A 7,247-nucleotide genomic window follows, 5' to 3' on the forward strand; every position below is an offset into this window, starting at 1 on the left:
GATAAAAGGAGACACGTGTAATGGGAAGTCTTAAAATATATAATAATAAGCTAAACGGGGAAGCGAAGATTCCTCCTTCAAAAAGTATGGCACATAGGGCAGTTATATGTGCAGCACTTAGCAAAGATAAAAGTATAATAACAAATATAGATTTATCAGATGATATAATTGCAACAATAGATGGAATGAGAGCTTTAGGAGCTAAAATAGAAATCAGGGATCAAGCTCTAGAGATAATAGGATTAGATATAAATGAGGATTTTTCTACAGAAAGAGTTATAGATTGTAATGAATCAGGGTCTACTTTAAGATTTCTTGTTCCGATAGCTTCATTAAATAATTCTAATAATAGATTTATAGGAAGAGGAAATCTTGGAAAGAGACCTTTAGAGATTTATTATAATATTTTTAAAGAGCAAGGTATTAATTACTCATATAAAGAGAGTGAATTAGACCTTAAAACTAAGGGGAAATTAGCTGCAGGAGAATTTGAAGTCTTAGGTAATATAAGCTCACAGTTTATAACTGGACTTATGTTTACGCTACCACTTTTAGATGGAGACTCTAAGATAATTATAAAAGGCCCACTTGAATCAAAGGGATATATAGATTTAACTCTAAAAGCACTAGCTGACTTTGGAGTAAAGATAGAAAATAATGATTATAAAGAGTTTATTATAAAAGGAAATCAAAGCTATAGAGGTAGAGAATATAGAGTTGAGGGAGATTACTCACAAGGTGCATTTTTCTTATGTGCAGATGCTTTAGGAAATAAAGTTGTATGCAAAGATTTAGATAATAATTCTCTTCAAGGTGATCGAGAAGTTATAGAAATATTAGAGAGAATGGGAGTCTCCTTTAATAGAAATGAAGATGGAATAATTGGAGTTTCAAAGAGTTTAGAAGGAACTATTATAGATGCAAAAGGATGCCCTGATATAATTCCTATACTTTCAGTAGTTGCAAGTCTTTCAGAGGGAAAGACAGAAATTATAAATGCAAAGAGACTTAGAATAAAAGAATGTGATAGACTTAAAGCGATTAATCTAGAACTTTCAAAGCTAGGTGCTAAGATTGAAGAAAAAGAAGATGGATTAATAATTTACGGTATAGATGAATTTAAAGGCGGAGTAAATGTATGGAGCCATAAAGATCATAGAATTGCTATGATGCTAGCTATCGCAGCTACAGGATGCAAGGAAGAGATAATATTAGAAGATTATGAATGTGTATCTAAATCATATCCAAGTTTCTTTGAAGATTTTAAAATGTTAGGAGGAAGAGTAGATGAGTGGAATTTGGGGAAATAATTTAAAAATATCTATTTTTGGAGAATCCCACGGCGTAGGTATTGGACTTACAATAGATGGTATTCCTTCAGGCTTTCCAATTGATTTAGAAAGAATAAATTGTGAGATGGAGAGAAGAGCACCAGGTAGAAATAATTTATCAACTGCAAGAAAAGAAGGAGATAAAATTGAAATTCTAAGTGGACTATTTGAAGGAAAGACAACAGGTACTCCTCTTTGTGGAATGATAAGAAATAGTGATAAAAGATCTAAAGATTATAGCAAACTTAAAAGTTTAATGAGACCAGGTCACGCAGATTACACTGGTAATATAAGATATGATGGATTTAATGATTATAGAGGTGGTGGACATTTCTCAGGAAGAATTACAGCGCCACTTGTATTTGGTGGAGCTATATGTAAGCAGATTTTAGAATCTTATGGAATAAAGATAGTATCTCATATAAAGAGTATTGGATCTATAGAAGATGAATCATTTAATCCAGTAAATGTTAGTGATACGTTAATAGAAGAATTACCTAAGATGGAGCTTCCACTTATAAATAAAGCTTTAGATAATGATATAAGAAATGAGATATTATCTGCAAAATCAGAAGGAGACTCTGTAGGTGGTATTATAGAATGTGCAATTGTAAATATAGATGCAGGGATTGGTAATCCGTTCTTTGATTCAGTGGAGTCAACTCTAGCTCATCTATTATTTTCAGTTCCGGCTGTTAAAGGTGTTGAATTTGGTGAAGGATTTAATATAACAAAGCTTAGAGGTTCAGAAGCTAATGATGAGTTTTATTATGATGGAGATAAGGTTAAAACAAGAAGCAACAATAATGGTGGAATACTTGGAGGTATTACAAGTGGAATGCCAGTAATATTTAGAGTAGCCATAAAGCCAACAGCCTCTATATTAAAGAAACAAAATACTATTAATATAGATGAGAAGAGAAATGAAGAGTTAAATATTGAAGGAAGACATGATCCATGCATAGTACAAAGAGCAGTACCTGTTATAGAAAGTGTTGCTGCAATTGGAATTTTAGAACTTTTGAAAGGAAGATAGAAAAGATGGATGCTTTAGAAGGCTACAGAAAAGAGATAGATGATATAGATAGTGAGATTACAAGGCTATTTGAAAAGAGAATGAATGTGGTATTAAAGGTAGCAGAATATAAAAAAGCAAATAACCTTCCAATTTTTCATAAGGGCAGAGAAGATGTTGTAATTAAGAAAAATATAGATAGATTACAAAATAAAGATTATGCTAAAGAAATAGAGAAATTCTTTAATGGAATGATGGAAGTATCTAGAGAGTTACAAGGAAGAAAGCTAAATAGAGCAAAGGATGCCTTTAATGTAAAAGAAAGAGTTATATCAAAAGAAGATATAATAGGATTTCCAGGGCTTCATGGTTCCTTTAGTGAAGAAGCACTTTTAAAGTATTTTGGAGAAGAGAATAAGTCAGTAGCTTATACTGAATTTGAAGATGTATTTATAGCACTTAAAAATGGTGAGATAAATTATGGAGTACTTCCAGTTGAAAATTCATCAACAGGTGGAATAAATGAAGTACATGACCTTTTAGTAAAGTATGGATTCTATATAGTTGGAGAAGAAAGCATCAAGATAGATCAACATTTAATAGGTGTACATGGTTCAGAGTTTAATGATATTAAAGAAGTATATTCACATCCTCAAGGATTTAGTCAAACTAGCGAATTTTTAAAAGATTATAGTGATTTAAAACTTATTCCATATCATAATACAGCAACAAGTGCAAAGTTAATAAAAGATTTAAATGATAAAAGTAAAGCTGCAATTGCAAGTAGTAGGGCAGCTAATATATATGATTTAGATATAATAAAAGAAAAAATAAACAATGTAAAGAACAATTGCACAAGGTTTATTATAATAGGAAAAGAATTATTAAAAGAAAAAGAAGCTAATAAAGTAAGCATAGTATTTTCATTAGAAGATAAAGCTGGTACACTATATAGGCTTTTAAGACACTTTGCAGAAAATGATATAAATATGATAAGGATAGAATCAAGACCAACTAAGCATGATAAGTGGAAATATTTCTTATATATTGATTTTGAGGGAAGTCTTCAGAATAGTGAAGTAATAAAAGCTCTTAAGTTAATAGAAGAAAGTAGTGAATATTTTAAATTATTAGGATGGTATAAGAAAAGAATGGATGTGAAATGATGGAATTTTATGGACTTGTAGGAGAAAAACTTTCTCATTCCTTGTCTCCGGAAATTCATAAAGATATATTTAAAGAGCTTAATATTGAAGGAGCCTATAGATTATTTGAAATACCTAAAGAAAATATAGGGGATCTTTCAAAATCTTTAAGAACCTTGAGTATTAAGGGTGTGAATGTAACTATTCCTTATAAAGAAACAGTAATGAATTATTTGGATGAAATTTCTAGGGAAGCTAAGGAAATTGGAGCTGTTAACACAATTTTCAATAAAAAAGGTAAACTTTTAGGGTATAATACTGATTATTATGGTTTTAAGTATATGCTAGAAGATAAAGATATTACTGTACGCAACAAGAAGGTAACAGTTTTAGGTACTGGTGGTGCAAGTAAAGCGGTTGTAGCTTATCTTTTAGATGAAGGAGCTTTAGATATTAAATTAGTTAGTAGAACTAAAAAGCAATTATATAAAAATGAGAGTAGAATAGATGTTATAACTTATGAAGAGTTAGATGAAGTTTTTGGAGATGTTATTATAAATACAACTCCAGTTGGAATGTATCCAAAGATTATGGATTCTCCAGTTTCAGAAGATATAATTAAAAACTACGATGCTTTAGTTGATTTAATATACAATCCTTTAGAGACAGAGTTTCTTAAATTAGGTATTAAAAATAATAAAGTTACTTGTGGAGGACTTATGATGCTTGTAGGTCAAGCTATTAAAGCAGAGGAGATTTGGCAAGAAAGAAGTATTGATAAAAAGGTTATACTAGATATATATAAGAGACTTATTATAAAGTTTAAATAAGGAGTAGTTATGGAAAAAAGAGATAAAATTGTTATTATTGGAATGCCAGGATGCGGCAAGACAACAATAGGAAAGATTTTAGCTAAAGAATTAAATTACAACTTTTATGATATGGACCAATATATCGAAGAAACACACGGGAAATCAATAAAAGAGATATTTGCAAAGTCAGAGAATGATTTTAGAGATTTAGAGACAAAGGCATGTAAAGAGCTTATATTAAAAAAAAGGTGTGTAATTTCAACAGGTGGTGGAGTTATTAAAAGAGGAAACAATATAGATATATTAGGAGAATATGGAATTATATTATTCATAAATAGACCTATTGAAAAAATAGTAGGAGATATTGATATTTCTAGTAGACCATTGCTTAAAGAAGGTAAGGAAAGGTTATATAAGCTTTATGAAGAGCGATTTTATAAGTACAAAGAGGCTGCACATGTTGAGGTTATTAATGAAGGATTTTTAAGAGATACGATTAATCTAGCAAAATTTAAGCTTAAGGGAAAGATTAAGGAGTAGTAGATTAAAAGTATTAAGGTTATAAACTGATCAAAGCCAAGAAAAAGATAGTGGTGTATGAAAAAGAATTTTAGAATTACGAAGGTAAATACTTTTAGGGGTCTTTATTATATAAAAGAAGGGGCGATAAGGAGTTTATAAATAACTCTTTTCCAGAGTAAGATTGAAGGACTACAATAAAATTAAGAGACATTTATAAGATTGAATGAATCTTTAATTTGTTGTTTTAAAGATGTAAAAATGCATTTATAGATAGATAAATTAAAAAGTGTCTAAGGACTAGGATATGAAGTATAGCGGGAATTTCTAAGAAGTATTAATAAAAACACAGGAAATTTTGGAGGATATTTTATGATAATTATTATGAGTACAAATGCAAAGGCAGAAGAAGTAAATAAAGTAAGTAAATGCGTAGAAGGATTGGGACTTAGAACTAACATATCAAAAGGAGATTCACACTTAATAGTTGGAGTTATGGGAGATACTTCAATATTAGATCAAAATAAGCTTTTAAGATTTGATGGTGTAGAAAAGGTAGTTAAGGTTCAAGAACCATTTAAAAAAGCAAATAGATTATTTAAACCAGAAGATACAATAGTTGATGTTTTAGGAAATAAAATTGGAGGAGGAAACCTAGGTATAATGGCGGGGCCTTGTTCAGTTGAAAGTGAAGAACAAATTATTGAAATAGCAAAAAGTGTTAAAGCATCAGGTGCAAATTTCTTAAGAGGTGGAGCTTTTAAGCCAAGAACATCACCATATAGTTTCCAAGGGCTAGAACTTGATGGATTAAAGTTATTAAAAAAGGCAAAGGAAGCTACAGGTCTTCCTATAGTTACAGAATTAATGTCAACAGATTACATTGATGAGTTTGTAGAAAATGTTGATGTTATACAAATTGGAGCAAGAAACATGCAAAACTTTGATCTTTTAAAGCAAGTAGGTAGAACAAAGACACCTATACTTTTAAAAAGAGGGTTATCAGCAAGTATAGAAGAATGGCTTATGGCAGCTGAATATATAATGGCTGGTGGAAATGATAATGTAATTCTTTGTGAAAGAGGTATTAGAACTTTTGAAACTGCTACAAGAAATACATTAGATTTAAGTGCTATTCCAGTAGTTAAAAGGTTAAGTCATCTACCTGTTATAGTAGATCCAAGTCATGCAGCTGGATACTGGTACTTAGTTGAACCTTTAGCAAAGGCTGCAATAATGGCAGGAGCCGATGGGCTTATGATAGAAGTTCATAACGATCCAAAGAATGCTTTAAGTGATGGACAGCAATCAATTAAACCAGAAAGTTTTGAAAAATTAATGGAGAAAATAAAGAAAATAGCAGAGTTTGAGGGGAAAGTTCTTTAAAACTCCATTATTTAAATAGGGGGCGAATGAGAATATGAGAATTGTAATTGTTGGACTTGGAGTCATTGGGGGATCTTTTGGGATGGCTTTAAAAAATAATGGGTATAAAGATGTTTATGGAATAGATAAGGATATAAATACTCTAAAAAAAGCTAAAGATATGGGAATTATAAAGGAAGGTTATGAAGACGGAAGGCAAATTTTAAAAAGTGCAGACTTTATTATAATATCAATATATCCAAAGCTTATTTTAAACTTTATAAAAGAAAATAAAGATAATTTTAAAGAAGGTGCAGTAATTACAGATGCTACTGGAATTAAAGAAATGTTTATAGATGACATAGTGAAAATTCTTCCAGATGGAGTAGATTTTATTTTTGGACATCCAATGGCAGGGAGAGAGAAAAAGGGAATAGACTATGCAGATGATAAAGTTTTTAATGGGGCAAATTATATAATAACTCCGATTGAAAGAAATAAAGATGAAAACATAGAGCTTGTTGAAAACTTAGTTTATGATATTGGATTTAAGAGTGTAAAAAAGATAGGTTCAAAGTATCATGATGAAATGATAGCTTTTACAAGTCAGTTGCCACATGTTATTGCAGTATCACTTATAAATAGTGATGAGGAAGGTAGAGATACAGGTTCTTTCATTGGCGATAGTTATAGAGAGTTAACACGTATAGCAAATATAAATGAAGAGCTTTGGAGTGAACTTTTTCTAGGAAACAGAGAGAACTTACTAAGAACTATAGAAAAGTTTGATGAAGAACTTTTAAAAATGAAAAAAGCTATAGAAGATAACGATAAAAATATATTATGTGAGCTTTTTAAAAATGCTACATTTAGAAGAGAACAATTATGAAAAAAATTAAAGTAAAAATTTTATTTTCCTCTTTTTAAATAGCTTATAATATAAAATAATTATAAAGAAGAAATTCTAAAAGGATCAAACTTTTTAGAATTTCTTTTTTATTTTAATTAAATTGAGATTAGGTAGAAATAATCCATTGACATAATATAGCATATATAATAA

The 7,247-nt window shown here is 29.9% G+C and carries 7 protein-coding genes; all 7 read left to right on the plus strand.

Annotated elements, in window-relative coordinates:
- Window positions 1-20 precede the first annotated feature (20 nt).
- The 7 genes from aroA (at window position 21) to K5V21_RS18195 (ending at window position 7,076) form a co-directional block, all read left to right on the plus strand.
- The gene (gene aroA / locus K5V21_RS18165; protein WP_221862450.1) at window positions 21-1,310 is read left to right on the plus strand and encodes a 3-phosphoshikimate 1-carboxyvinyltransferase; all 1,290 of its coding nucleotides are present in this window, start codon (window positions 21-23) and stop codon (window positions 1,308-1,310) included.
- Window positions 1,288-2,367 carry a chorismate synthase gene (aroC, locus tag K5V21_RS18170; protein ID WP_221862451.1) on the plus strand — a complete coding sequence of 360 codons (1,080 nt, stop codon included), beginning with the start codon at window positions 1,288-1,290 and terminating at the stop codon, window positions 2,365-2,367. Before aroA ends, aroC begins: the two co-directional genes overlap by 23 nt.
- Window positions 2,368-2,372: 5 nt before the next feature.
- Window positions 2,373-3,512 (plus strand): prephenate dehydratase, encoded by a 1,140-nt coding sequence (gene pheA / locus K5V21_RS18175; protein ID WP_221862454.1) that lies wholly within the window; start codon window positions 2,373-2,375, stop codon window positions 3,510-3,512.
- Complete coding sequence (aroE, locus tag K5V21_RS18180; protein WP_221862455.1) at window positions 3,512-4,321, plus strand: shikimate dehydrogenase; 810 nt, start codon at window positions 3,512-3,514, stop codon at window positions 4,319-4,321. The genes pheA and aroE overlap by 1 nt, the downstream gene beginning before the upstream one ends.
- A gap of 9 nt (window positions 4,322-4,330) precedes the next feature.
- Window positions 4,331-4,843 (plus strand): shikimate kinase, encoded by a 513-nt coding sequence (locus K5V21_RS18185; protein ID WP_221862452.1) that lies wholly within the window; start codon window positions 4,331-4,333, stop codon window positions 4,841-4,843.
- Between the two features lie 351 nt (window positions 4,844-5,194).
- Window positions 5,195-6,208 carry a 3-deoxy-7-phosphoheptulonate synthase gene (gene aroF, locus K5V21_RS18190; protein ID WP_204596218.1) on the plus strand — a complete coding sequence of 338 codons (1,014 nt, stop codon included), beginning with the start codon at window positions 5,195-5,197 and terminating at the stop codon, window positions 6,206-6,208.
- A 34-nt stretch (window positions 6,209-6,242) separates the two neighbouring features.
- Window positions 6,243-7,076: a prephenate dehydrogenase gene (locus K5V21_RS18195; RefSeq protein ID WP_221862453.1), complete on the plus strand. Its 834-nt coding sequence runs from the start codon at window positions 6,243-6,245 to the stop codon at window positions 7,074-7,076.
- The last annotated feature ends 171 nt before the right edge of the window (window positions 7,077-7,247 follow it).

The organism is Clostridium sardiniense (assembly GCF_019753795.1).
Classification (GTDB): Bacteria; Bacillota; Clostridia; order Clostridiales; family Clostridiaceae; genus Clostridium; species Clostridium sardiniense.

Coding starts and splice junctions, on each gene's coding strand:
- aroA (WP_221862450.1), top strand. CDS start 21: ATGGGAAGTCTTAAAATATATAATAATAAGCTAAACGGGGAAGCGAAG.
- aroC (WP_221862451.1), top strand. CDS start 1,288: ATGAGTGGAATTTGGGGAAATAATTTAAAAATATCTATTTTTGGAGAA.
- pheA (WP_221862454.1), top strand. CDS start 2,373: ATGGATGCTTTAGAAGGCTACAGAAAAGAGATAGATGATATAGATAGT.
- aroE (WP_221862455.1), top strand. CDS start 3,512: ATGGAATTTTATGGACTTGTAGGAGAAAAACTTTCTCATTCCTTGTCT.
- K5V21_RS18185 (WP_221862452.1), top strand. CDS start 4,331: ATGGAAAAAAGAGATAAAATTGTTATTATTGGAATGCCAGGATGCGGC.
- aroF (WP_204596218.1), top strand. CDS start 5,195: ATGATAATTATTATGAGTACAAATGCAAAGGCAGAAGAAGTAAATAAA.
- K5V21_RS18195 (WP_221862453.1), top strand. CDS start 6,243: ATGAGAATTGTAATTGTTGGACTTGGAGTCATTGGGGGATCTTTTGGG.